At 36.5% G+C, this 25625-nt stretch carries 22 protein-coding genes and 1 pseudogene; 8 read left to right on the top strand and 15 right to left on the bottom strand.

Going from position 1 to position 25625, the window contains the following annotated elements; genetic code table 11:
- Positions 1–279: 279 nt before the first annotated feature.
- From BK574_RS01165 to BK574_RS01140, 7 genes and pseudogenes are all read right to left on the bottom strand, one after another.
- Positions 280–582: a hypothetical protein gene (locus BK574_RS01165; protein WP_075386273.1), complete on the bottom strand. Its 303-nt coding sequence runs from the start codon at positions 580–582 to the stop codon at positions 280–282.
- Between the two features lie 2 nt (positions 583–584).
- Positions 585–725 (bottom strand): hypothetical protein, encoded by a 141-nt coding sequence (locus BK574_RS27250; RefSeq protein ID WP_158211473.1) that lies wholly within the window; start codon positions 723–725, stop codon positions 585–587.
- A 90-nt stretch (positions 726–815) separates the two neighbouring features.
- Positions 816–1796 carry a ring-cleaving dioxygenase gene (locus BK574_RS01160; protein ID WP_078427136.1) on the bottom strand — a complete coding sequence of 327 codons (981 nt, stop codon included), beginning with the start codon at positions 1794–1796 and terminating at the stop codon, positions 816–818.
- An 82-nt stretch (positions 1797–1878) separates the two neighbouring features.
- Positions 1879–2037, bottom strand: a pseudogene (locus BK574_RS01155) (pentapeptide repeat-containing protein); the annotation flags it as partial.
- A 312-nt stretch (positions 2038–2349) separates the two neighbouring features.
- Positions 2350–2868 (bottom strand): type 1 glutamine amidotransferase domain-containing protein, encoded by a 519-nt coding sequence (locus tag BK574_RS01150; protein WP_075386270.1) that lies wholly within the window; start codon positions 2866–2868, stop codon positions 2350–2352.
- 74 nt (positions 2869–2942) lie between these two features.
- A complete protein-coding gene (locus BK574_RS01145; protein ID WP_078427134.1) occupies positions 2943–4760 on the bottom strand; it encodes a dihydroorotate dehydrogenase in 1818 nt (605 codons plus the stop codon).
- A 135-nt stretch (positions 4761–4895) separates the two neighbouring features.
- Complete coding sequence (locus tag BK574_RS01140; protein ID WP_078427133.1) at positions 4896–6596, bottom strand: DUF6612 family protein; 1701 nt, start codon at positions 6594–6596, stop codon at positions 4896–4898.
- 168 nt (positions 6597–6764) lie between these two features.
- On the opposite strand from BK574_RS01140, the gene BK574_RS28655 reads away from it, so the two are divergent.
- The 3 genes from BK574_RS28655 (at position 6765) to BK574_RS01130 (ending at position 9727) form a co-directional block, all read left to right on the top strand.
- Positions 6765–6887: a hypothetical protein gene (locus BK574_RS28655; protein ID WP_274379385.1), complete on the top strand. Its 123-nt coding sequence runs from the start codon at positions 6765–6767 to the stop codon at positions 6885–6887.
- A 493-nt stretch (positions 6888–7380) separates the two neighbouring features.
- Positions 7381–8607 carry a zinc-dependent alcohol dehydrogenase gene (locus tag BK574_RS01135; protein WP_075386267.1) on the top strand — a complete coding sequence of 409 codons (1227 nt, stop codon included), beginning with the start codon at positions 7381–7383 and terminating at the stop codon, positions 8605–8607.
- A gap of 28 nt (positions 8608–8635) precedes the next feature.
- A complete protein-coding gene (locus BK574_RS01130; RefSeq protein ID WP_078427132.1) occupies positions 8636–9727 on the top strand; it encodes a class II aldolase/adducin family protein in 1092 nt (363 codons plus the stop codon).
- A gap of 121 nt (positions 9728–9848) precedes the next feature.
- On the opposite strand, the gene BK574_RS01125 is transcribed toward BK574_RS01130, so the two are convergent.
- From BK574_RS01125 to BK574_RS01110, 5 genes are all read right to left on the bottom strand, one after another.
- Positions 9849–10598: a hypothetical protein gene (locus BK574_RS01125; RefSeq protein WP_078427131.1), complete on the bottom strand. Its 750-nt coding sequence runs from the start codon at positions 10596–10598 to the stop codon at positions 9849–9851.
- 156 nt (positions 10599–10754) lie between these two features.
- Positions 10755–10913, bottom strand: a complete 159-nt coding sequence (locus BK574_RS27245; protein WP_158211472.1) for a hypothetical protein — start codon at positions 10911–10913, stop codon at positions 10755–10757.
- 220 nt (positions 10914–11133) lie between these two features.
- Positions 11134–13464, bottom strand: coding sequence for an RNA polymerase recycling motor HelD (gene helD, locus BK574_RS01120; RefSeq protein ID WP_078427130.1), 2331 nt, complete (start codon positions 13462–13464; stop codon positions 11134–11136).
- Between the two features lie 316 nt (positions 13465–13780).
- Positions 13781–14749 (bottom strand): Gfo/Idh/MocA family protein, encoded by a 969-nt coding sequence (locus BK574_RS01115; protein WP_078427129.1) that lies wholly within the window; start codon positions 14747–14749, stop codon positions 13781–13783.
- 48 nt (positions 14750–14797) lie between these two features.
- On the bottom strand, positions 14798–16987 hold the full coding sequence (locus BK574_RS01110) for a DNA topoisomerase III (RefSeq protein WP_078427128.1): 2190 nt from the start codon (positions 16985–16987) through the stop codon (positions 14798–14800).
- A gap of 190 nt (positions 16988–17177) precedes the next feature.
- Here BK574_RS01110 and BK574_RS01105 point away from each other — a divergent pair, with 190 nt between their 5' ends.
- Positions 17178–17690 carry a manganese efflux pump gene (locus BK574_RS01105; protein WP_078427127.1) on the top strand — a complete coding sequence of 171 codons (513 nt, stop codon included), beginning with the start codon at positions 17178–17180 and terminating at the stop codon, positions 17688–17690.
- Positions 17691–17842: 152 nt separating this feature from the next.
- Positions 17843–18787 carry an EamA family transporter RarD gene (rarD, locus tag BK574_RS01100; RefSeq protein ID WP_238457504.1) on the top strand — a complete coding sequence of 315 codons (945 nt, stop codon included), beginning with the start codon at positions 17843–17845 and terminating at the stop codon, positions 18785–18787.
- Between the two features lie 111 nt (positions 18788–18898).
- Here the strand turns inward: rarD and BK574_RS01095 are convergent, their stop codons facing one another.
- Positions 18899–19345, bottom strand: coding sequence for a GNAT family N-acetyltransferase (locus BK574_RS01095; RefSeq protein ID WP_078427126.1), 447 nt, complete (start codon positions 19343–19345; stop codon positions 18899–18901).
- Between the two features lie 283 nt (positions 19346–19628).
- On the opposite strand from BK574_RS01095, the gene BK574_RS01090 reads away from it, so the two are divergent.
- On the top strand, positions 19629–20873 hold the full coding sequence (locus BK574_RS01090) for a hemolysin family protein (protein WP_139313821.1): 1245 nt from the start codon (positions 19629–19631) through the stop codon (positions 20871–20873).
- 123 nt (positions 20874–20996) lie between these two features.
- Positions 20997–22439 carry a hypothetical protein gene (locus BK574_RS01085; protein ID WP_078427125.1) on the top strand — a complete coding sequence of 481 codons (1443 nt, stop codon included), beginning with the start codon at positions 20997–20999 and terminating at the stop codon, positions 22437–22439.
- Between the two features lie 94 nt (positions 22440–22533).
- Here the strand turns inward: BK574_RS01085 and purT are convergent, their stop codons facing one another.
- Complete coding sequence (gene purT, locus BK574_RS01080; RefSeq protein WP_078427124.1) at positions 22534–23709, bottom strand: formate-dependent phosphoribosylglycinamide formyltransferase; 1176 nt, start codon at positions 23707–23709, stop codon at positions 22534–22536.
- 313 nt (positions 23710–24022) lie between these two features.
- On the opposite strand from purT, the gene BK574_RS01075 reads away from it, so the two are divergent.
- The gene (locus BK574_RS01075; RefSeq protein ID WP_078427123.1) at positions 24023–24595 is read left to right on the top strand and encodes a guanylate kinase; all 573 of its coding nucleotides are present in this window, start codon (positions 24023–24025) and stop codon (positions 24593–24595) included.
- Between the two features lie 117 nt (positions 24596–24712).
- Here BK574_RS01075 and BK574_RS01070 read toward each other — a convergent pair whose 3' ends face one another.
- Positions 24713–25606, bottom strand: a complete 894-nt coding sequence (locus tag BK574_RS01070; RefSeq protein ID WP_078427122.1) for a LysR family transcriptional regulator — start codon at positions 25604–25606, stop codon at positions 24713–24715.
- Positions 25607–25625: the final 19 nt, after the last annotated feature.

The following is a 25625-nucleotide window of genomic DNA, read 5'->3' as shown; positions in this document are numbered from 1 at the left end:
TTTTCAACAAGAATTCTTATTCTTTTAAAATGTGGAGTTACTTATTTATCACCCAAAGCTTCATCAGTAACCGAAATTGAAAATGGTGACACATTATGGTGAATATCTCAAGAACACGGGATTTTCCTAAACAAACTCAAGGAAGCAGACCCTAATGTAGATCCTTACATATTACAGATTGGATCTCAACTTAAAATTCCATCTAAGTAAATATAAAACAAGTCCTACAACGATAATGTAGGACTTGTGACTTGTTACGCTTTATGCTTTTATTGCCTTTTAATCAAACCGAGTCGTCTGATAGCCATCTAAGATCCGTTCAAGTTCCATCGTAAAGTTCAGATGCAGCGGTCCAGGTAGTAGCTCTTCAATCTGTTTGACTTCCACTAAATTTTCCGCGTCCTCCAACTCTTCTGGCTGTGGATCGAGCGTACGAAACCACTTTTCAAACTCATCAATAAAATTATAGAAATGGCGTTCAAACCGCTCGGCATGTTCTGCTCCTTCATCACCAGACGTTTGTTGCATCATACCCCAATCATCAAGAGCAACATTTAAAGAATTTAACACGTTTTGAAACATAATTATCCAAGCCGCCTTTTACCATTTATATTGTTGGTCAATGCATTCTTCGTCATAGCAACTTCTTGTTTTGTTAATTCATGACAGCCTTCATGCAAACGACGAAAAAAGTGTGCATTCCATTTTCTAGTACATTCCCTCATACTCCTAAAACAGGAGTAATACTGACTTAAGTACTTGTTTATTAGTTTCTTCAATAATAACATGGTGCATTATCTATCTAGTTTCTTTCTTTACTCTTTCGTATCTAACGGCTTTAATTTCGCTTCGATTTCTGCACGTTGATGCTCGAAGTACGGCGGTAAAGAAAGTCTTTCTCCTAGACTTTCAAACGGTTCATCTCCTTCAAATCCTGGGCCATCCGTAGCTAGTTCATACAAAATTCCATTCGCTTCACGGAAATAAAGTGATTTAAAATAGTACCTTTCTACAAAACCAGAATTTGGGATACGTATTTGTTTTAAATGATTAGCCCAACTACGTAGTTCTTCTTCACTTTCGACGCGAAATGCAACGTGATGGACACTCCCCCGCCCTTGCGTTTCAACAGGAAGGTCCGAACGTTCCTCAAGATGAACTTCTGCTCCTGTTCCTCCTTCTCCTGTTTCAAATATCCTAACATCTGGCTGCCCTGGAAATATAGATCGGTAAGAGCCTTTTTCTCGGTAACCTAAAAGTTGAGTTAACACTTGCGCTGAAGTTTCTGCTTTTGCAACAGTTAACATGACAGGCCCTAATCCATATATGGCATGTTCTGAAGGTACAGCGCTCTTATCCCAAGGTTTACCCCCAGCAACCCCAACATTATTCTCGTCTGAAACAAGCATTAAACGCTGCCCTTCAAAATCACGAAATGCTAAGGTTTTTCTGCCAGTATGCTCGGAAATGTCATCATGATCTACTTGGTTTTGTTCAAAGCGCTTTTTCCAAAAGTCCAATGATGCATCGCTTGGAACTCGAAGCGAGGTCGTACTAATACTATTTGTACCGTATCGTGTTTGTCCTGCATAAGGTAGCTCAAAAAAAGTTAAATCTGTACCTGGATTGCCTCTTTCATCCGCATAAAAGAGGTGATACACAGATGAATCATCTTGATTAATCGATTTTTTGACCAATCGCATTCCTAATGTTTTCGTAAAAAATTCATAATTTCTTTTCGCATCTGCAGTAATGGCTGAAACGTGATGTTGCCCTTTCAATGGTTTTAATTGCATAGCATGTCACGCCCTTCAATAAATTTCCTTACGTTTAGTTTAGTCTTTTGCCCATATCTCTGTAAAGGATACTGCTTATGACCTACCACTCAACTTTTGCTCCATATGATCGTAAAAATGCAACCGCTTGACTTATATCCATACGGGCGCCATTTACATCTAATGATTTAAAATCAATTCCATCTAAATTGGCTCCTCGTAGGTCGGTCCCTTTTAATTGTGCTTTACTTAACCTGCACCTCCTTCTAAAAATTGAACCATAATATATTCTCCTCATGAAAGCATTAGTTTACCTGAAATTGTACAAACAGCAACTCGAATGACTGGTTGGTTATCTTAAATATAGTTTATTATGTAATTTTTCAAGTCGACACCAATCAATTGAGCAATCGTCTGGCTATCTTCATTTCTTTCTCCTTGGTGTCATTTGTGTAGGATGACTGAGGGGAGTTCCTATATTTGAATTTTGCTCATTCCATACAAATCTGCCATATATAAAAACAGCTCCAGTAAGTCAGAACTAGAGCTGCTTCTAAAGCTTATTGATTTTGTTTTAAGAAAAAACTTTTATAAACTCTCTCATATAATCTGGTAAATCTGGTGGTCGACGACTCGATACAAGATTTCCATCAACGACGACAGGTTCATTTACCCATATAGCCCCTGCATTTTCCATATCATCTTTTATCCCTGGTGTACTTGTAACGGTTTTACCTTGTAAGATTTTGGCTGAAATTAATACCCAACCCGCATGACAGATTTGGCCAATCGGCTTATTTTGTTCATTTAGAGCTCGAACCATTTGTAATACATCTTCATACCGTCTTAATTTATCAGGAGACCATCCACCTGGCACAAGAATCGCATCATAGTTTTCTGCGTCTACTTCATCAAAACCAAAATCACTAACAATCGGTACTCCATACTTTCCGATATATTCTTCATTCGCCTTTTCCCCGACAATATGAACAGTCGCACCCTCTTCTCGGCATCGTAAAACTGGGTACCATAATTCTAAATCTTCGAAGTCATCACTTACGAGTTGAATAATTTTCTTTCCTTCAAGTTTCAAAATAGCTCCTCCTTTGACATTCCGTAGACTACGTTAATTTTCTAACAACATGAAGTAGAATGCAAATAAGAGGTTTAGAGCTCATTTTTTTGGTTCAAAAATGAATAGGAAAAAACAAGGCCGACCACATACAACATCAGGGCAAAATAAGCAGGCAATAGGTGAATAAAATTCGTATAACCAATCGCAAAATGTATTGCTATTCCAGCTGTAAATGCGGGAATGCCACCGAGAAATAACGTCCACCAAACCCAGCTATTTCCTTGTTGAAATCCCCATAATGCGATCACAAGAATAAGCAATCCAACACTTAATAGCGCCCCGCCAAAACCTGCACGATCATGAGCAATTACTGGGATGAGACGGTCATTAAACGCTTGAATCATCTCAGGAGGCATACAGATATATTGAAGATCAGTAGCAACAAAAACACTTGTGACCCCCATGTAGGAAATAATGAGACCACCTAACACAAAAGAAAAACCAAGTATGACAAATGCTAATTGACCAAACAAGCTACGCTTCCAAAGGTTATGATTTCTTCGATTAGTTGACGTGGGTGTCCCATTGATCCCTCTTGTTTTTACAAAACCCGTTACATAAAATGGTAATAACACGAGCCAAAAGATTAAATGAAGCCAATCAAAATATCCGTACCCTATAAACAAAAATATACCAAGAAATCCAGTAATAGCTCCTATATCAATGGCTTGTTTAGCCCATTTTAATCCTTGACGAACACCAAACGTGGCTAACGCCAAATAAAGGATACCACCTGATATCATCGTTCCCGCAAGGGTCATTCGGTCATGTGCCATAAAGTACAAAATTCGTTCATTAAATACATAAATAGCTTGCCGTTCCATTTCTAAAAAGTACTCATCGTACGGAAGAATTATTGCTGTCATGCTAATCAATAACGTGATTAAACCACCTATGAATATGGATAATGCAAATAAAAAATACCAACCCCATCCCTGATGTGGATTTTTATCTATCTCTATTAGGTCCAATTGTGCTTCTTTAATTCTCTTTGGAAGACCAGGTCCAGAATAAATATATCCTCCAGAGAGCATGATGCATTCGGCTTGTTCATTAAATAATTGCAAGGCATCTGCAGGTTCTTGTACTCCTCCTACAGTAATAATCGTTTTAGTAAAATTGCACTCTCTTAAATATCGGATCAATTTTAGATGATTCAAGAGATTAGTTTGGTCATCTTTATTGGGTTGTTCCTCTAAAATAATCCCAGAAAAACAGTCTTTAATTTCTTTTAATGGTTCGTCTATGATTTCGGTTGCAGGAATTGAAAAATAAATCGGTTGAAGTAACTCAATGTCTTCCTCTTTTTGTATTACGTTAGGAATTGAAAGATGAGTTGTGATAAAAGCATCTGCGAATGGAGTTAGGGATTTTATCATTTCTAGCTGATCACTTACACTTCCTGCTAAATGAACAAAGATTGGTTGCTTCCATTTCCCGTTTTTTAATTTCTGAATCGTGTTTACTAGACCAGTTGATTCACCTTTTTCAGGAAATTCTATGAACCTTTCGTTACGATGAAAAATAGGCCTATTACCATCGGCTCTCGACTGCAAGGTCACTGGCCCTATTTCAATAAATCCAAACCCTAAATTAGCAAAGGCTTTTGTTCCTGAGAGTAATGGGTCAATTTTACCTGACAACCCTACTGAATTGGAAAAATGTAACTGATCTATTTCTTTTTCTAATAAATTTGATGACTCTTCTCTACCTAGAAAATGAATAATATGATGTCCACCAGGAAATGACGCAATCCGATTCATTCCTCTATGTATAAATTCCCTTGAGTGAAAAGGTGATAGCCGTGAAAGTAGTGGTTTAAAAATAACATGATAAGACCAATCTGGCATTGTACTTCCTCCACTTATACCAATTAATACTTGTATTGTATCATCAGCGCCTTAAAACTTTATATTAATTCGAAGTAATAAATAAATGCCAAGCACAATACACAGCGTATTTTACTTGGCATTATAGATGTTCATTTAAAATGGAGCGCGTTCGGCTTTGGAGCCATCTAAATTCATTTGAAACCATCCAAGCTCTAATCCACTAATATGTTTAGAGTAATAAAGACGGTCATTGATTATGTGAATGTGTGAGCCTCTTTCGTCAAGTTTTGCACTTTCTAGTGTATTTAAATCTAGTTGATAAAGGCTGTGACCTTCTGAAACATTAGTAAAATATAATGTTTCATCCACTACATTAAATCCTTGACTCTCATCTCTGGTCAACTGTTCGACTTGCGTTCCATCCAAACGTACACGATATATTTTGCCATCATCTACAGCACTTTCAAAATAAATCCAACCTGCCTCAACGATAAACCTTCTAACTGAGTAATCAAGCATCTGTGGATAAGTTTGTCTCATTTCATCAATTTCTAAGAGGTAAAGGTTACCTTGTGGCTCTTTTTGGTAAAGAACTTGATCTTCATAAACGGTATAACGGAATAGGTTGTCAACGATTTGTAATTTCACACCATCTTTAGAATGAACCATATACAATGGCTGGTTATTATTTAAAGGGTTATTTGTTTTATAAAATAGCCATTCATCGACTACACGTAAATCGATCGCATAATCGCTAGATATCTTTTCTACATCGGAACCGTCTTTGCTCATCCGGTAAACATTAAACCCGTCTTTTTCATCAGAATAGTAAATCCAATCTTCAGTTACATTTAAATCAACGGCCAATACGTCAGAAATAAGTTCCTTCTCTATACCGTCATCAGCTAACTTGTATATTCCACTTTCTTGCATCCAATTAGAATAATAGATATTTACTCCATCGGTGGCAAAGTAAGAACCATTCATATGATTACCGTCCGAGTTCCCCTTTTTTTCATGCGTAAATAGCTTTTGTTCTTCTTCTGCTTCGTGATTGCCAAAGAGGATTTCACCATACGTTCTTGCATTTTCAATAACAGTCTTCGGTACTATAACTTCATCAACTTCATTCATCGAATGGTAAGTCATATAGAGGGTTTCAGTTAGTTTATTTTCAGAACCATCATCTGTAAGGTTCATATCATAAGCATATTCCATCATCGCTGATGTTCGATAAAAACTTTCCTTATCAATCACCATCTCGTAGTTTAAATACGACGGACCACTTTCTAGACGAATGACTTGCATCATTGTGTGAAACAAGGGGTCATCGAATACATAGAAAAAAGGAAAAAGTCCTGTCCATAAAGTATTCATCTCTTCTTCGTCCGTAGAAATTGAAAAACGGTAGCCATTTTTATCTTCCGTAAAATGAAATAAATCAATATATTCTAAAATAAGTTCCATTTCTTCTACAAGGTCAACTGTACCTACTTCAGGTGACACGTTGATCCACAGATCCTTATCATCATCCATTAAAAAGTAGGTCTCGTCTTCAATGATATATGCTTCTGTTTTCATTGTCGAAGCAGCGACTCTTGAAGTTCGTTTGATATGGGCATGCAATGGACTCACTGTTGAAGATCCACTGATATGAGCGGTCATCGTACCCATATCCGATTCACTGGAGATTGAATCTAACTCAAATGCATACGTATGAACTTCTCTCATAACCTCAATTGAATGTTTCAACACTTCCTCTGGTGCTAACTGCTCACTTTCTAATTGGCACGCCGTTAAGGTACCTATTACACCCAACAGTACATAAAAAATAATAACTTGTATAAAACGCATAGATACTCCCTTCAAAATAGTATCGGTTCAGTTTTATTTATTCTAAAAATAAAATACGTGTTCTTCACTTAATTAACATTCTTAAATATTCATAATACCACAATTTTTATGTATAAATTTTCTTTTTTTACACAAATTATTAAGAATAATTTAGAGGAGGTAATCAACTTGAATAAGTTTTTAGAACAAATTACTACTTTTTTCATCGCGCTATTTGAGTTAGAGTATGAACACCTTCTTTACGATGATGCAATTTATAATCAACAAAATGATTCAACCGCTAAGCTGTAAGAACATTTTTTCCAATTCTTACTTCCCCCTCCTATTTAACGAGTACAGGTGGAGTTCATTTCATTCCCCCTCTATAAATGATGAACTCCCCTCCACATTACTTACCCTATTTTTTAATAACCTCATAAAATGAAACTTCGATCCTGAGGGTTTTCCTCTTTGCTAATGAAGGTTAGTTGACGCCTACAAGATGCGGGTGAGACAGACTTTGCAACAGGACGTGGCGCATTTGTGTTCATTTAGTTGTTACGGGATAAACCATCACTTCTACCACTTTCTCTGTAGCAACTCACTCATCTAACCTTTTATTCTATTACCTCTATTTAGCTAGGCAGGCGCTTTCATATTTCTTTATTTAAGTTTTCGTAAGAAGTTACACTTCATACGAAAATTGGTAAATTTTACTCGCAGAACTGCATAAAATTGGGAGAAATGTTAAAAATATATGATACTCAGGAAATGATATCCATACTTCTCAGGAGGTGGGTTTGAAATGAAGTCTCTACAGTTTGATTATAGTATTCCACGCTATGTCTTTAGTAAGGTCGTTGGAAAGTGGAAACCTTCTCTCTATTGGCATCCGCGTTTATCTTGCCTACGACTCCGTGAGGTCGAAGAACCGAAACTTCCTACAAGCGACTGGGTGAAAGTTGACGTTACTTATGGGGGGATATGTGGAAGTGATATAAATTTAATTTTTTTAAATGATAGTCCAGCAACATCACCTTATGCATCATTTCCCTTTACGATTGGCCATGAAATTGTCGGGAAAGTCTCAGAAATTGGCAGTAACGTTAGTCACCTTAAGAAGGGTGACCGTGTCGTTATCGATCCTATTTTATCATGTATGAGCCGTGGCTTTTCCACTCCATGTAAAGCTTGCGAGCGCGGTGAATATAGTTTGTGTAGTCATATGACTGAAGGAGACGTATCACCAGGATTACTTATAGGGGCTTGTAAAGATACAGGTGGAAGCTGGGGACCTTCACTAGTTGCTCACAAAACTCAAATTTTACCTTTACCTGATGAAGTTGATGACTTAAACGGAGTGCTGATTGAGCCATTTAGCTGTGCACTGCATGCCGTTCTAAAAAACAGACCTAAACCACAAGATCGCATCCTTGTCATTGGAGCAGGGGTGATAGGTATTTCCGTAATCGCGGCCATACGTGCTCTTAATATTAGCTGTCATATTACAGCGCTTGTTAAACACCCCTTTCAAGGTGAACTTGCTCATACCTTCGGAGCTGACGAAGTCATCTATCTTACGCGAAACGGAACATATATTGATGAAACGGCTAATACTTTAAATGCCAAAGTATTAAAGCCCATTTACGGTGCACCTGTTATTGAAGGTGGCGCTGATATTGTCTATGAATGTGTCGGAAAAAAGCAAAGTATAAACGATGCCCTCCGCTTCACCCAAAGTGGCGGGAAGGTTGTTCTACTCGGTTTAGCGAGTATCATTGACGGAATCGATTGGACAGCCGTTTGGTTAAACGAACTTGAGGTGAAAGGAAGCTTCGCCTACAGCACTGGTGAATTTGAAGGGAAAACAATGCGTACACTCGAGATCGCAATTGAATTAATTCGTCAGAAAAAGGTTGATTTATCACCCATGATTTCACACCGCTTTCCTTTAGAAAAATATGAGGAAGCTATTAATACAGCAACAAATAAGAGTAGAGGTTCCGTCATGAAAGTCGTATTTGAACACTAAAACAGTAGCAACTAAGGAGGACTTCACCATGAGTACATTTTTAATGAATGGAGCTTGTGAAACTTCGTTTATGCAATGGCTAGAAAAAGGAATGAAAGATACTTTCATTCACAATGGATTTTCACTTTGTGAGGAGGTCGATGAGAACATTCAGCTCGTCCTCAACTTTACGAACCATGACAAATGCCGACCATTTAGAAGAAAAGCCCAAGCTACATTCGTCGTTTCCGTTTTAGAAAAAGGAGGGCCTGTTGAAAATGTATTTAAAGAAGCATACCCTTATTTAATTCGATCACTTTCAAACCATTTGATGTTTATCAACCATCACGAAGAAACCACTACCTTCTTTTTCTTAACACCTGAACAAGGGTGTTACCAAATTGCCTATAAACAAGGTGACAATGAAGCAACATTATTTCAAAAAATATACGATCGACTAGAGCCACTCGCTTCTTCACAACTTGTTATCGACAATGAGTTTCACTTTGATTTACCTGAACCATTATGGAATGGGGACGACGTAAGTCAGCAGTTAAAACATTCAGGTAAGAAGCTCGATGAAATGAATCTTCTTCCTGCTCCTTTTCCTATTGACGAATATTTAACACCTAGAGATATGAGACACTTACATAAATTGTATGGAATTGGCGGATTAAGTTATGGAAATTTAAGTGCACGCCAAGATGAAAACCATTTTTGGATGAGTGCAAGTGGAATTGATAAGTCAAATATGAACAAGATAGGTCAAGATATTCTTTTTATTAAAGGATATAACTCTGATGACAATAAAATTGAAGTAAGTGTTCCACCAGAAGTAACACCAAAACGGGCTTCAGTTGACGCAATAGAGCATTGGATGATTTATAAGGAACACCCTGAAGTCGGTGCGATCGTTCATATTCACGCATGGATGGACGGAATCCAAGCAACAGAAATTAACTACCCATGCGGCACTGTCGAACTAGCGAAAACTGTAGCACAGCTTGTCCGAGAATCGGACAACCCTACTCAAGCTGTAATCGGTCTCAAAAATCACGGCTTAACTATTACGGGCAAAAGCTTAGAAGACATTTTTGAGCGTATCGATGGGAAAATTAATCGACAAGTACCAATGCATTAATATCGTTGGGTAATGTCTCATAAACAATTAGTCCCTTTGAAAGAAATCATGCTGTTAAATCATATGCAAACAAACGAATGATAAAAAGGCAGACTTGTGTAAAAGTCCGCCTTTTTATCTCTTATTTTACTTCTTCAAGCTCATCTTCATTCTTCTTTCCAACTTCCTTTACTAACGCCTTATAGCCATTTCGTGTTAACTTAAAGTCACTGTCAACATAACTTGATTTCTCAAGAGCTTGTATCACATCTTCAGGCAATGATGAGCGAATCTCTTCAAGTGCCCAATTCAAATCATATATCGTTCCATTTAATACGGACTCTTTATCTAATGAAGCTGCAATTTCCTTGATTGGATCAACTTTAATAAAGTACTTTTTTGTCTCCAATACTGCTTGCTGTATTTTGTTTTTTGCATTCATCATTTCTTGCATAATCGTTGAAATCTCGTTATCTTTTTGTTTGATTTTTTGACGGTATTGCTGTTTTTCCATATCACTTAAGGCTGCTTTTGAAAAGAGTTCTTCAAGTAATAAGGTCCGGTCAAGATCTACCTTTTTTAAATCACTTTGTTTCTTTTCTACTTCAAGATCTGTAATTACAACAGGTTCTTTTTCCATTTGTTCCTCAGGGACGGTGACAGTATCTACTTGTGTTGTAGTAACATTATTCAACTTACGATTGATTGAAACGCCCATAGCCACTAGGAATAAAATAACAAATAAACGGAAAATGATTTCATTCCATAGTGCTCCAATTAAGAATGCTGCGCCTAAAGCAACTATGCCAATGAGAAGCGCCCAATCCTTTATTGATTGTGGTTTAATTAATGCAGTAAGTAACGAAGACTGCTGCTTTGATCTATATTCCATTATCTTTCTCCTTTGTTTACTTTTTTGCACCTTTTATTCGAAACCTTTATTGCTTTTACACTTTTATATTAAGATTTTAAATGCATCTACTTATTATAGAAAACAGTTTGCTTCATGTAATGAGGAGTCCTTACTAATTATTTACTATATATTAACCTAGATTAAAAACGATAAAACGATGATAATAATCGATATATGGTATAAAAGATCTAGTATGTTAATATTACTTCGTGTCATAAATAAATTCAAGGCAACATAACCTGAGCGAATGACGATAATGATCAACGCAATCTTAATTAAAGTGGCTGAAATCATTTCTATCACCTCCAAGTTATTAGGTCATTCATATATATGATACTTCCCCAAAGATTAGGAGTCTTTTTTACATTCTTTAAATAGCATCTTATTAATTATCAGAAAGCGTCACCCACTTGGCTTCAGGTCCAAAAGCAAATAGCAACAATGTCTGAGAAAAGTGCCTTGTAAAAAGAGCCAGGCACCTTAACTAAGACGCAAAGGTGCCTGAACTTAAAATTTATTTTTCGATATATGTGTGTGCAGGAATGTTTTGAAGAAAGAGTGTTTTTTTCCCCATATAGAAGAGGTCAAGAGAATGCATCGCTCTCGTACAGGCCGTGTAAAATAAATTCCGTTCACTTTCACGACTATACTTATCACTAGAAGCATCGTAAATAATAACCGCATCAAACTCAACCCCTTTGGCGAGGTAAGAAGGAATTACGAGTACTCCCGCCTCATACCCTGTTGAATGCTTTGTGATCATTCTTATCGATTCAACCTTGCTTAAATTCTCATGAACACTTTCCGTTTCTTCAGCTGTTTTACAAATAATAGCGATCGTTTCCAATCCCTTTACCTGTAAGGATTTAATCCTCTGAATAATATTTAAATGTAGTTCCTCTTTGTTTTGTGCTCTTTGAATCGTTGGTTGCCCCCCTTGTCGATTAAACGGATCGATATTAGCATTCATAATATGTTTAGTAAATTCAACAATTTGATAGGTGGAACGGTAACTGCGAGTCAATTGATACTGCTCAATCTCGTCAGAATTAAATAAATATTGTAGCGCTTCAAAACTATTGACGGATGAATGCGCATAGATCGATTGATTTAAATCACCTAATACCGTCATTTTTCCACGAGGAAACAAACTTTTAATAAATGCAAATTGAAATGGCGAATAATCTTGGGCTTCATCAATAAAAACATGGCGAATAGACGTATTCACTTGTAATCCTTCGAGCCTACCTTTTAAATAAAGAAATGGAGTCGCATCCTCATAACGAAGATGAAACTGATCAATATTTTCAATTGTTGAAACACAGATATCTGACCATTGTTGTGGCAATAACTCCTGAAAGCTTTTAACAAACTCGATCTTTTTAAATAATTGCAAATACGTTGCACGAACGTCAATAAACTTAAGTTCTTCGATATACTTTCTTATTTTTTTTAATCGTTTTTTTACAATAATCGCTGAAAGTATTTCTTTTTCTCGGTCAAAATCGTAAAACTCACTGTTATTTTGGCTTGCTTTTTGAAGCTTGTGATATGCTTTTAAATACGCCTCTTTATCCAAAAGTTCCATTTCACATTCAACCCATTCTTCTTTCCGTTCATTTAGTTCAAATATACGCAACTCTTTTAATAGCCACTCTGCAGTTAAACTCATCCTGTTAGGTATCGATAATTTTTGATCTATAGAGTAAAAATAGTCCTTGATCATCGCCTTTGTAAATAAAACTTGGCCTCTGAACTTTAAACCTTTGAAAATAATTCCGTCATCTTTAAGTATTTGAAGATACTGATCAATCATTTGCATGAATAATACGGATGATTTTAGTTGTATTCCAGCAATACCAACCTCGTATGATTTATCTTTCGATCGTATAAGAACAAACTCCATTTGTGAAAACGGATCTTCAATCGTAAACGTACTGCCTAGTCGATGCTGCAAATACTCTTGAAACGTCGTCTGTTGCATATTTTCTTCCCCAAGTTCAGGTAGGACACTAGACACATAACTATTAAACATTGAGTTTGGTGAAAATAATACGATATTTTCAGCTAATAATGTGTCCCGATGTCGATAGAGAAGATAGGCGACTCGCTGTAATGCTGCTGATGTTTTCCCACTGCCAGCTACACCTTGAACAATTAATAGCTTTCCTTTTTCATTACGAATAATTTGGTTTTGTTCTTTCTGGATGGTCGCAACAATGCTTTTCATTTGAGCATCTGCTTGGGCCCCGAGGACTGTTTGTAACATCTCATCACCAATCGTAATTCCAGTATCGAACATATGTAAGAGCGTACCATTACGAATGATATATTGCTTTTTTCCTTCCATCTTTCCACTAATGAGACCTGTTGGTGTTTCATACTGTGCAGTACCTGGACCATAGTCATAATATAAACTCGAAATCGGCGCACGCCAGTCATAAACATAAAAATCTACTCCGTTTTTATCGACAAAAGAAGAAGTTCCAATATACACTCGCTCCGCCTGATTTTCACCGGTTTCCAAAAAATCAACGCGACCAAAATATGGTGAGTGCTTCAATTTATTTAAGTTACGTAATTGGTTTATCGAATGACGATGACTTCGTTCACGTTCGGAAAGCAATTCAGCTTTTTGTTTAATACTTGCATACGTTTCAGCTGCTTCCTCAGCATTATCTAAATTCACTGTCACATCATCCCAAAACTTCTTGCGAATGTCGACGACATCTACTTTAATATCACCGAGTTGATCGTTTAGTTCTTGAATGCGTTCATTAATTTTATCAATCACATTGCTAACTCGTGCTTGTTCTATTTTCCATTCATGAATTTGTTCCGTCATAACCCCACTCCTAGTAATCACTCGTTTCAAACGAAAAGTACTACTTCTTATCTTTCGTTATAGGTTCAATATTTATCCCATTTAGAGCTTTTTCTATTATTGAATATTACCATTTTTTATACATTACTATCGAATATACGTTTTCATTCACAATAAAGCGCTGATTTTTATTCTTTTTATCATTAATGGTTGTTGGGGCGGTTACTTTATGTCATATGAATGTATCTTTAAACAAGTAATTGGTTAAATAAAATGATAAAAAGAAAGACGTACCCCCTACTAAGTTGGATACAGCCTTCCTTCTAGTTGATATTTTCTATGCTTGATTACCCGAATTATGTAATGTCTCTAACACTTCTTGGACGAGTAGCCCTTCTTCAAAATCGATTAAAAACGCTTCTTCACCAGTTGTCGCTTTTACAAATTCATCAATCAAATTAACATTAGACGGAATTAGATCCGCGGGTTCAACAACTGTTAACTCTTCCCCGCGATGAGCTTTTTTCACAACTCGCCAATCTTCTAGTGAGATCGTTTGTTCTGTCCCGTGGATGGTGAACGCTATTTTTTCTTTCTCAGCTTGTCCAACAAGACCATCGACTAACACTTGAAGACCATTTGCTAATGTTAAAGTTGCGATTAGGCCCGTTTCACTTTTTTCTACGTCATCTGGAAAGTCAACATGCGCTTTGGTGTCTACTACTTTTCCAAAGAAGTGAACGATCATTTGTAGATAGTGTGGCATAATTTCACGAATGAAACCACCTTGTTCTCTAGTACCGATCCAAGGGGTTTGTTGCCATACTCGTGGCCAAACATCAAAATGCATTTTTATAGAAATTCTCAGAATTTCACCTAACTCCTGATTTTCGATTAGCTTTTTCATCGTTGTAAAGGGAGCATTATAAGGTAATGGAAAATGAATCGCGTGAACAATGTTTCCTTGCTTCGCTTTTTTTAGCATTTCCTGCGCCTCAAGTCGCGAGTTGGCTAACGGTTTTTCGCATAAAACATGCTTTCCATGCTCGATTGAAGAAAGAACAACAGTGTGATGATGAGCTGGTGGAACTGCGACATAGACAATGTCCACTGATTTACGTGAAACTAATTCCTGATAATCTGTGAGAGCTATAACACCAACGCATTCACTAGCCGTTTGTTGCGCCAATTGTTCATTTACATCGCAAACTGCATCTATTTCAATCTGAGAGTTAGACTTAAACTCTTTAATGAGTCGTTGCCCTACCACTCCTAAACCAACGATTCCTACTCTTTTTGTACTCAAATTTTTTCACCTTCTCAATATTATTTCAATTTTAGTTAAACTAAAAAGCTAATTTTCTCTATTAGAATATACAAACTTTAGTTTACCTTCAACTAATGCTAACTTTGCATCAAACGTCTTGTCACCTTTTTTAAAGCCTTTAATTACGTTTGACTCTTCACCTTTAAGTAATTTTTTCACATTTGTTTGCGATACCGTTTTCCCTAATACTTTTTTCGAAATCGTAAAACTACATTTTGTCGCCGTGTAATTCGAGCAACCGTAAAACGTTCCTTTATCGACGACATCTTCATTACATTTTTTACATGGCCCGATTTTTGTACCTGTCGATAGGGACTTTCTTGATTTCATACCTTTTCTTCTTTGCCTCTTAAATTCTTCAAGATTATAACCTGTAAAATTCCACGACTCACTTTGCAATTTAGCATCATCAATTAATTTGGTTGATAGCTTTTTTACTTGGTTCATAAAATCGCTCGGAGATGCTGTTCCTTCACCGATTTCGTGAAGTCTTTGTTCCCACTTGGCAGTCATTTCTGGCGAGGATAAGAGACTATTCCCTATCGAATCGATAAGCAAAATCCCCTTATTTGTTGCCGATACTTGATTTTTTTTCACATCAATATATTTTCGATCTTTTAAGCTTTTAATAATTCCTGCGCGAGTCGCTTCTGTTCCGAGGCCCTCTGTTTGTTTTAACACCTTAACTAACTCACTGTCATCTAAATGTTTCCCCGCGGTTTTCATTAATGTAATCAGCTGCCCCTCCGTATATCGTTTGGGTGGCTCGGTTTTGCCCTCTTTAACTTTTACATCTTTCACCTTTCCTTGTTCCTGCTCGTGAACAAGAGGTAGGTCTTGCTCATCTTCGTCTTGTTTTTGCTTTTTTTGCTCACTATAAATAACTTTGCGCCATCCTTCTTGGATTTGCTGCTTTCCTTTTGAGATAAATGTCGCTCGGTTATCCACAACCGTATGAATGGTCGTATAATCAAATATCGCTTGATCGTAATGCGCTGCAATTAAACGTTTCGCAATCAGAGTATAAATTTTCTGTTCATCCGGATTCAACTTTGCTATTAAAGGAACTTGCTCAGTTGGTATGATCGCATAATGATCACTTACCTTTTTTTCATTAACATATCGTTTGTTATTCATAATGGACGGCATCGGCACTGGGAAAAATGGCTTTAAATCCTCAAAATTTTTCAGCTTCTCTAATATTTCAGGAAATGTTTTCGCTTCTTCTTTCGTCACATGACTGGAGTCAGACCTTGGATACGAAATAATTCCCTTTACATATAGTTTTTGTGCAACCTCGAGCGTCTTTTGTGGTGAAAATTTATATAAGCTGTTCGCTGTCGCTTGTAACGCAGATAAATTAAAAAGAAATGGTGGGTGATATTCCTTTCGCTCTTTTTCAGCCGATTGAACAAGCGCTTCTTTACCATCACAAAATTGACGGATCTTCTCTGCCATCGCTTCCTCATCTAAGCGAGTTTCTCCATTTTTATGCCACTTACCTCGATACGTTTTTCCATTGAAACTGAATGTTGCCATAACTTCCCAAAACGGCTTAGATTTAAAGTTATGAATCTCTTTTTCTCGTTTTACAATTAATGCTAGTGTTGGCGTTTGAACACGGCCTAATGAGAAAACATCAGAAATACCTTTTTGCTGTAATAACAACGTATACACTCGTGAGGCATTCATTCCGACTAACCAATCCGCACATGCCCTTGAATAAGCTTCAAAGTACGTTGTTCTTGTATCCGACTCATCTAACAGATTAGTAAACCCATCCATAATGGCTTTATTTGTAAGCGATGAAATCCATAACCGTTTCATCGGTTTTTTCACACCACTTAACTGGATAATATTGCGGACGATCAACTCACCTTCTCTACCAGCATCACCAGCATGAATAATACGTGTCACTTCATTATTTTTTAATAATTGTTTAACAATATTAAATTGTTTATATTTTGATTTTGTTACCTTATATTGAAACTTTTCTGGAATGATCGGTAAAGTTTGAATCGCCCACGCTTTCCAATCTTGCTTATAAAATTCAGGTGGGCATAATTCCGTTAAATGACCAACAGCCCACGTACAATAAGCCCCTTGTTTAAAAATTGGATTAGGCGCTATTTCAATATACCCATCCCGTCGTTTATATTGAAAAGGTGATGCTAGTTTTAAACCTTGATCAGGTTTTTCGGCAATAATAAGTTCCATCTTTTAACCTCACACATTTATTGTTCATGATCGTTAGTACTGACATGTATCAGTTTACGGTTTTTCCACCATTAAGTATATACGAAAGTTACAGCACCTAGCATCCTCCTAGGTACCTTGTCTGATTTAAGAAAAGTAGATAATAAACTTTACCATTTAACAATATGATTAGTGGTAGGAGGAATTCAAGATGGACGCACTCGCTTTTATATTTTCATTGTTTTTACTTAGTATTGACGGCTTTATTATTGGATTTATTTTCGGCTTAAAAAAAATTCGGATTGCTATTTCTACGTTAACTATCATTTCTATTTTTACTGCATTTGTTATGCTCATTGCTCTTTTTTTCGGTAATATTGTCGGAGAACTTATTCCAACGTATGCAATAAAAGTCTTTTCAGGGATATTGCTCATTACGATAGGAACCTATCAATTAATTAGTGACCCTCCCCTTTATCAACCGTCGTTTTTAATTCGTTTAGCCATTATTATTAATATTGACGGACTAGCTTACGGAGTACAAGCTGGGTTGGCTGGACGTTCTTATAGTTTTGCTTTTTTTGTCGGGATCTTTCTCTTTTTTGCAATTGTGTTCGGTGTTGTTCAAGGAAGTACAATTAAAAACAGGTTTATCACCCGTTATCTTGCTGTTTTACCAGGTTTCATTTTTATTGTATTAGGAATAAGCAAGTTTATTTTTTGATGTTTAACGGTTATTTCCATTTCATTTATCACTCATATTATTTAGAGCAATCATCCTTTCTTTCCTTCGAGTAACTAAAAGTCTTGCTTTTTCCCAGTAGCCGCCATAAAATAATCTTACAAATTACTAAAATTGGAATCGAGGAAATAATGTTGGAAAAAGAAAATTCAAAAGAACATCTTTTTGGCGTGTTATTCGGAGTTGGCGCTTATTTACTTTGGGGAATTTTACCCCTTTATTGGAAGTTACTTGACGCCGTACCAGCTCAAGAAGTACTTGCCCATCGGATTGTATGGTGTTTAGTTTTCATGTTTATCATTTTATTTGCTCTTGGAAAGTTTAAAAGTTTCATAGAAGAAGTTCGGGGGATCCTTTCGCAACGAAAACAATTGATTAATATCCTATTCGCATCCTTCCTCATTAGTATCAATTGGTTTCTTTTCATTTGGGCAGTTAATAATGATCACGTAATTGAAGTTAGCCTTGGATACTATATTAATCCAATTGTTAATGTAATACTTGGCGTGCTCGTTCTCAAAGAAAAACTATCATTCTGGCAAGCAGTTGCTGTACTATTAGCGTTCGTCGGTGTATTACATATGACGTTTCAATTTGGTAGCATTCCGTGGACGGCATTGACACTAGCTGTAAGTTTTGCCCTTTATGGACTATGTAAAAAAGTCGTTAAAGTGGGGGCGATGACAGGATTGACACTTGAAACCTTATTTATTACACCATTTGCACTAATCTTTTTAGTGTATATAAGTCGAGCAAATACTAGTTCATTCACACTTGATTCTCCCATTCTCATGTTACTTTTTATTGGAGCTGGAATTGCAACCGCAATCCCACTGTTGTTATTTGCAAGTGCTGCTAGAAGAATATCCTTATCACTCATTGGATTTCTTCAATATATTGGACCGACTATCATGCTATTCCTTGGGATTATGTTATTCCAAGAACCATTTACAGTAGCTCACTTTGGATCATTCTTATTTATTTGGATTGCTTTAATCATTTTTTCACTCGCGAAATCCAAATTATTTCTGCGGCTTGAACCGAAGTTTCTACAAAAACGAAAATCATTCCAAGGTTGAATTGGAAACACCGCTGACTTGCATAGCGGTGTTTGTTTTTTTATTACTTTAGATAGATAAAGTGAAAAAGGACAGCCTTTTCTCCACTTTATATTAGCAACTTGAAACAACTTATGCTTTTGAATAAACCATATCTACGTGAGCTATGTCATCTTCCATATACACTTCAGAAATTGTCTTAAACCCAAATGTACCATAAAAGTGTTCAAGATATTGTTGGGCCTGAATTTTGATTTTCGTTTCTTTGAGCTCGTTTTCGATTATTTCGATGGCACGTGTAAGCATCTCTTTCGCTAGTCCTGTTCCTCTATATTCTTTTTTTACAATGACTCGACCAATGGAACATTCCTCATATTTGGAATTACTTGGTAGAATTCTTAAATAGGCGATAACATCACCAGCATTTTCTTTAAATAAATGGTGAGAAAGAAGATCGTAACCATCGACTTCATGATACGCACAGCTTTGCTCCACGACAAATACGTTCGTTCGTTCTTTTAAAATATTATGTACTTCTAAATTTGTAAGTTCTTCAAACGATTTCATTTTCCAATCCATCTTGACACCTCTTATGTATAAACAATTTTTATGTTTAGCCTATCGTAACAATGAAAAGTGCAGGAATGATAAGTCCCCATGTTTTAATTCCTCATCCATTATATCAATTCCTATACTAGAATTTCGAATGAAACACTTAATTGTAATTTACTCAACGACATAAAAATTGTTGATATACCTTTCTGATCTCTCTAAAAAAATAGATAAATTTCCTTTATTTATGATCAAATTCATGATTTGGGGCAAATTATAAAATATATCTTTCATATTAGGAGCGATCATGTTGTCTGCTATTCCTATTGAATTATTACTATTTCTTATTTTTCTTTTATTTTTATCCGCGTTTTTTTCTTCAGCCGAAACAGCATATTCGAGCGCCAATAAAATTCGGTTAAAAGGTTATGCTGAAGAAAATCGTTCTGGAGGAAAGAAAGCCTATTTTATTACACAGCACTTTGACCATGCACTATCAACTATTTTGATTGGAAATAATTTAGTCAACATAGCGGCAGCTACCATTTCATCTCAAATTGCGACAACTTTATTTGGAGCTAACACTGGACTCTTAGTCAGTACAATTGTTATGACGATCCTTGTCCTCATATTTGGTGAAGTTCTACCAAAATCACTCGCAAAAGAAAATGCGGAACCATTTGCTTTAAAGATTGCTGGTATTTTAACATTTCTTATGAAATTATTTAAACCACTTACTTGGATTTTAGTCCGATTAAAGGAAAGAATTTCAGTATTAGTTACGAAGCAGGATTTGACCCCTTCGATAACAGAGCAAGAATTAAAAGAAATGGTTACGATTAGTGAAGAAGAAGGCGTCATCGAAAATCATGAAAAAGAACTTCTCCATAATTCTTTAGCTTTTAATGACATTAGAGTAGTAGAAATTTTAACACCTCGAACAGATGTTGTTGCGATCGATGTTGAAATGGAAGTTGATGAGGTAACAGCCTTATTATTAGAAGAACGGTTTTCAAGAATTCCAGTATACGAAGGAAATATTGATAATATCATTGGTATCCTATCGGAACGTGACTTCCTCTCTCACCTTATTAAGCATCAAGAAGTAAACATTAGAGAAATCGCCCGAAAACCAATGTTCGTGATAGAAACATTAACGGTTTCAACGCTTTTACCGATTTTACAAAAAAATCGAGTACATATGGCCGTTGTAATTGATGAATTCGGTGGGACATCTGGAATTATTACGTTAGAGGATATTTTAGAAGAACTTGTCGGCGAGATATGGGACGAGCATGACGATAAAGTACGAGGTGTAGACCAATTAGAAGAAAATATTTACGAATTTTACGGTGACTTTGGTCTAGATGACTTCGCAAGACTAACGAAAATTGAACTACCCGATAGCACCAATCACACGTTGGGAGGATGGTTAGTTGAAGCGTTTCAAAAAGTTCCATCTGTTGGTGAGCAACTTCAGTACGAACATTTAAGTATAACCATTAAGGAAGCTGAAGAACGCCGAATTATAAAAGTAAAAGTTGAAATTAATTAAGGTGCTAATTCCCTTTATTTCTTTAATGCAACAAAGGGAATTAGCACCTTTGCCTATTCGTTTACATATAGTATTCCATGAAAATGTTTGACGATTACCTTCCTAGAAAGGAGTCACTATTTCATGGAATTAACCGCAGCTCATTGGATGTATCTGATTGGTACATGTATTATTATCATCACTATGCTTTTTAGGCAGAACGTCGTTGTTCCAGCCTTATTAATGACCTTTTTCGTAGGATGGATCTATAGTGGTTCATTTTTAACGGGGGTCCAATCCATCTTCAACGCAAGTTTAACAGCGGCAGCAGAGCTGTTTAATATTTTTCTCATCATCGCGATTATGACCGCACTTCTTCACGCATTAAAAGCCATAGGCTCCGATGAACAAATGATCGTACCTTTTCAAAAAGTAATGAAAAATGGACATTTGTCCTTCTGGATACTCGTTTTTGTAACTTATGCACTTTCCCTGTTTTTTTGGCCAGCACCAGCAGTTCCACTTATCGGCGCCCTCCTTATTCCAGTAGCCATCCGTGCAGGTCTACCTCCGATCGGTGCTGCTATTGCTATTTCATTAGCAGGACACGGGATGGCGTTGTCTTCTGATTTTGTCATTCGAGTCGCACCAGGGTTGACCGCTTCATCCGCAGGCTTAGACGTTAGTGCAATTACGGATAAAACGTTTATCCTTTCTCTGATAACAGGTGCGGTCGCACTTTCGATTGCCTATTTTATGATCCGTAAGTCAATCATAAAACCTTCAAAAGAAAACTTAATCAAATGGGAACAAACAGATGAAGACGATCAAGAACAAAATCAGGCGATTAGTCCTCCACAACAAAACGCACCAGTAAATAGAAAATATAGTTTCCTATTTGCGCTAATCGTTCCTCTTACTTTTTTAGCGATCATTGCATATGTTATCCTCGCAACATTTTCCAATGCTGTACCTTCTATTGAAAGTGGAGCTGGAGCCTCACTGATTGGTGGTATCGCCGTTATTCTCATTATTGGAGCTGCATTCGCTAAAAATATAAAATCGTCACTAAAAAATGTTGCTGACCATATTACAAAAGGGTTTATGTTTGCCTTTAAAGTGATGGGGGTTGTGATCCCAATTGCAGGGTTTTTCTTTATTGGGAGTGGCGACTTCGCCGCAAAAATCTTCAAGTTAGAAGACCCTGAACAAGCGCCCGCATTTTTATTTGATCTCGTTCAAGCAGGACAGCACGCTATCCCTGAAAATGCCTTTATTACAGGCTTTGGCATTCTTTTACTCGGTATGATTTCAGGCTTAGACGGATCAGGATTTTCAGCCTTACCTCTTATTGGTTCTTTATCAGATGCTTTAAGTCAAAATCTTGCTGTTGAAGGAACTACTCTTGCCTCCATTGGACAAATGGGTGCCATTTGGGTAGGGGGCGGTACGTTAATTGCATGGTCCCCGATAATTGCCATTGCAGGTTTTGCAAAGATTCCTGTTATGGAATTAGTTCGAAAAAGCTTTATTCCTGTCATTATCGGGCTAACCGTTTCAACGATCGTAGCGCTACTTTTTTTATAGCGATGGGTAACAGCTTTTTGCGCATATACACTAAAAAAGTACCAGGACACACACCTTTGCTTTATTTTTATAGTAAGGGGGCCTGGTACTTTTTTTAATACGTAACAGTAATTTTTTCAGCAGCTTCTTTTGCTTTCTCTCTTGAGATATCCACTGAGTCTGATGTATGCAGCACAACTGCCATTCTTCGACCAACTTTTGTTTCAGGTTTTCCAAACACACGAACCTGTGTATCAGGCTCCATTAAAGCGTCTTTAACACCTGCTATTTTATACCCCTTATGCTCTTCCCAAGCTTTAATCGTATGGCTTGCACCAGGTGAAAGTAAGCGAATTTCTGGGATTGGCAATCCTAAAAAAGCACGAACATGTAAAGCAAATTCAGATAACTGCTGCGTCGCTAATGTTACCATTCCTGTATCATGTGGTCTCGGAGAAACTTCACTGAAATAAACTCCATTCGGCGTTAAAAACAACTCTACTCCAAAGAGGCCAAACCCTCCAAGTGCATCAGTTATTTCTTTTGCAATTTTCTCGGATTCGACGATTTGTTCTTTAGTCATCGCATGTGGTTGCCACGATTCAATATAATCACCGTCTTGTTGAACATGTCCAATGGGAGCACAATATGAAGTACCTGACATCGAGCGGACGGTTAATAACGTAATTTCTGATTCGAAGTGGATAAACTCTTCAACAATAACTCGTGAATGCTTCCCTCGTCCCCCTTCAACTGCTTCATTCCATGATTTCTCAATGCTTTCTATTGAGCGACATACACTTTGCCCTTTACCAGATGAACTCATAATCGGTTTAATGACACATGGTAAACCGATCTCCTTTACTGCTTCTTCAAGTTCAGCAAGCGTATTTGCAAATGCATATTTTGCTGTAGGAAGTCCCAGTTCTTCACTCGCTAACCGACGAATACCTTCCCGATCCATAGTTAATTGTGTAGCCCTCGCTTTAGGCACAATGTTAAACCCTTCTTTTTCTAATTCTACTAATGTATGAGTCGCAATTGCTTCAATTTCAGGAACGATATAATTGGGATTTTCTTCTTCAATAATGTGACGAAGTTGCTCACTATTCAACATATCAATGACATAAGAACGATGTGCTACTTGCATCGCTGGTGCTTCTTTATAACGATCCACAGCAACTGTCTCGACACCAAGACGTTGCGCCTCGATCACAACCTCTTTTCCAAGTTCACCAGAACCTAGTAACATTATTTTTTTCTTATTTTCTCCTAATGGTGCACCAAACATCACATAATTCCCCCTAATTTCATTCTATACACGAACATATTAACTTAGAAATTACAATTTATCAAGAATCTATTTGCTTAATTACGAACTTTTACGCATGAAAATTATTTAACATTCGTGAAATGAACAACTATTCTTCTACCCTTTATTAGACTCTAACAGTAAAAGGTAAACATTATTTTGAAATAAGTTCATTAAAATACCTATAAAATCCATTAAGCACAAAAAGTTCTCAGATATGTTTCGATTTTCTTTTAAAAAAGAGGTAAAATAAAGAAGTAATTCCATACATATGAAAGGTGAGTGAATGTGCATGTATAACTTAAAAGAGAGTGAACGAATTTTTGTTTTTACAGGTCCAGATGGTTCAGGGAGAAAGACGATTGCAAAACTTATTGGTGCAACCTTCCATATGAACGGTGTCGTCTCGCATACAACAAGATCAAAAAGAAGATATGAAACAGAAGGTGTCGATTATCATTATTTAAATGAGGACGACTTCTTTAAAGCTTACGAAAATGATGAATTTTTAGAGAAAGTAGAAATTAACGGCAACCTTTATGGAATTAAAGAAAAAGAAATTGAAGAGAAATTCAAGAAAAAAGGCTGTATTTGGGTCGTACTGAATAAAGAAGGCGCCGAAATTTTAAAAGATATGTACGGTGATAAAGTGATCCGTATTTTCGTATATGCGGATGAGGAAACCGTAAAAAGACGGCAATATGGACGTGGTGATTCAGATGAAGTCATTCAAAACCATATAGAGCATTATAACGAAGATATGGCTTATAAAGAAAATAGTGAATATGCAGTTGAAAACTATGAGCTCTCTCATACAACATTTGAAATTGCAAATATCATTGAAAAATACTTAGAAACTAATTAAAATCCTTTTCTTTAAAAAGAAGAGCTTGGATAGTGACCAAGCTCTTCTTTTCAGTTTATCATTCACTAACCGACCATTCATATTCATACCTAACTACATATTTAGATGATTTTGAATCTATTCAAAATAACTTGGTGCTTTTTCAATCTCTTCAATAAATAATTGGTGTGCCTTAGAATAACCCGGATTTTTAGATTGAACGAGGGAAAAGGGTCTAACGAACTTACGATTGTTAATATTTAATTTTCTAATGGTTCCTGCTTGGATTTCTTTACGCACGGTCCATTTTGAAATCATAGCAATCCCTAACCCTTCCGAAACAGCCTCTTTAATCCCTTGGCTGCTACTAAAAATAAACGAGTGCTTTACATTTAAATTTAATTCATTCATAAATCGATCACTATAGGCACGAGTTCCAGAACCCGTTTCACGCCAAATCCAAACTTCATCTTGTAACATTTCAGGCTTAACCACTCTTAACTGAGCTAATGTATGATGAGCAGGGGCAATCATAATCATTTCATCTTCCATGAAAGGTTGCACATTCATATCGATATTTGGAACTTCCCCTTCTACTAATCCAATCTCAAGATCATTTCCGCGAATTCGTTCAATAACTTCTTCTGTATTACCAACGGTAACTTCAAATTTGACTCCTCGATTATCGCTAGCGAATTTAGCTAAAATTCTTGGTAATATGTATTCTCCAATCGTAAAACTAGCTCCAATTTTTATTGTTCCCTGTACAATATGTTTTCGGTCATTTAGCTCCTGTTTTGCTCCATCATAAAGTGAAAGAATTTGTTTCGCTCGAACATAAAGAATTTCACCCTCTTCTGTCACTTTGACTTGTTTTGGAGAGCGATGAAATAACACTGAGCCAAACTCATTTTCTAGATTACGAATGTGTAAACTTACATTGGGTTGGGATAAATTTAAGATTTTAGCCGCTTTTGAAAAATTTCGTTGTTCAACCACAGTTACAAATATACGCAAACCATCAATAGACATACTATATGCTCCTTATAAA

Source organism: Alkalihalobacterium alkalinitrilicum (assembly GCF_002019605.1).
Classification (GTDB): Bacteria; Bacillota; Bacilli; order Bacillales; family Bacillaceae_F; genus Alkalihalobacterium; species Alkalihalobacterium alkalinitrilicum.
Note: the sequence above shows the minus strand (reverse complement) of the source record. Positions and strands in the feature narration are given on the sequence as shown.